Raw genomic sequence first — 1,836 nt, forward strand, 5'->3', positions numbered from 1 at the left:
GGCGACCCTTGATGTCTTCGCGTGGACGAAGGGCGTGCTGGGGTGGGAAAGCGTACGGCTGATGTCCTTCGATGGCGTGCGGGTGTTGGTGGGGTGCGCGTGGATCGTCGCGGCGTTCTTGTTCGAGCTCGGGGGGCGCTGGGCGACCGGCAACTTCAGTTGATCGCGCACTTGGGTGGGTGGCGACGGCAGGAGAAACACCCGCCAGGCAAGCGGGTGTTGACGTGGGGGTTGGAGCGCCTGGCCGTGTACCTCATGATGCAAGAGCAACGCGCGGACCCACAGCGGCGAGATGAGATCGATACCCTTCTGCACGATCTTTTCGCCCCGTGAACATTTCGTCCGCATCTCAGCTATGCACTCGGAACTCCGAGTGCATAGGGCTTCTCCTTACCGAGGCAGCGTGACGCGGTAGATCGCGCCCGCAGCGTCGTCCGACACGAGCAGACGGCCTGAGCGGTCCACGATGGCGTCCACGGGACGACCCCAAGAGCTCCCGTTCACGAGCCAGCCCGTGACGAGATCGATTTGATCGCTCGGCGTGCCCGTCGCGGAGTTCCAAGGAAAGAACGCGATCTTGTAGCCCGTCGGGACGCTGCGGTTCCACGAACCGTGCAGCGCGCTCACCGCGCCTTGACGGTACACCGCCGGAGCGTTCGTGCTTTGCAAGAAGGTCAGGCTCAGCGGCGCGGAGTGGGCCTGGATGCCGCGGTTGACGCGGTCGGCCGCCGCGCAGTCGAGCTTGCTGCCGTCGGCGTTGTTCTGCACGTCCCGGTCAAACGGCATGTCGACGAGGCCGCCGTCGGGATTCGAGTTGCAAAAGGGCCAGCCGTAGTTGCCGCCGTCACGTACCCGCGTGAACAACTCGGGTGGATGGTTGTCGACGTACGCCTGCATCACCTTGCCGTAGTCGTTCGTGCCGTCTCCGTCGAAGTCGCGTTGATACGGATAGCCGATGTTGTCGCGGTTGTTCACGACCGCCCACAAGTCGGCGGTGCCGGGCACGAGGGCCAAGCCCTCAGCGTTGCGTAGGCCCTGGGCGAACAGGCGTCCGGACGTCGCCGCTTGGTCGAGGGCCGTCGCGCTGTACAAGTAGATCGCGCCTTGCTTGGGGTTCTGCGCGAGGTCGGCGGGGTCGGCGTTGCTCGCCGACGCGATCGACACGTACAACTTGTCGCCGTCGAGGGCGATGTTCTTGAGTTCGTGGCCGTACGCGCCTCCGAGGGCGCCGCTGCTGTTGCCGTCGGGCAAGTCGCGCACCACGACTTCGAACGGGCGTCGGGCCGAATCGCCCGCCACGTACACCGACCGCGTCACGCGGTTGCTTTCCGAGACGTAGAGGTACGTCGTCGCGCCGATGGTGTGGAACACCATGTCGTGCGGCTTCTTCAACCCGGTGGCGAAGTCCGTCACGACGCCGACGCCGTCCGCACCCGGCCGCACGAGCAGCACCTTGCCGCTCGACGGCTGCGACACCAGCAAGTCATCGCCCGCCGCGGCGGCCAAGAAGCGCGCTTTGGAAACGCGCGCGTACACTTCGGCCGTGGCGCCCGACGGAACGTTCAAGAAGCGGTCGACGTCGAACGGCGTGGAGCGCAAGGCGGACGGCACGGCGAGCAGCACCCGGGCGGACGCGCCAGGCGGCGTGGTGGCCGAGCCGCACACGACCTTCGCGCTCGCCCAGTCGGCGTGGTCGTAGTCGATGCTGTCGCCGCCGTTCGTCACGACGAGCTTCAAGTCGCTTCTGCCGGTGACGTTCACGCTCACGGCCTTCACGGCGTCGGCTCCACGGGTGACGCCGGAGTCGTAGAGCTTGACGCCGTCCCCGTACACTTG

The 1,836-nt window shown here is 66.6% G+C and carries 1 protein-coding gene; it reads right to left on the reverse strand.

Annotated elements, in window-relative coordinates; genetic code table 11:
• Positions 1-390 precede the first annotated feature (390 nt).
• On the reverse strand, positions 391-1,836 hold a 1,446-nt coding region (locus DES52_RS10880; protein WP_110886850.1), incomplete at its 5' end, for an NPCBM/NEW2 domain-containing protein.

The organism is Deinococcus yavapaiensis KR-236 (assembly GCF_003217515.1).
Taxonomy (GTDB): domain Bacteria; phylum Deinococcota; class Deinococci; order Deinococcales; family Deinococcaceae; genus Deinococcus_A; species Deinococcus_A yavapaiensis.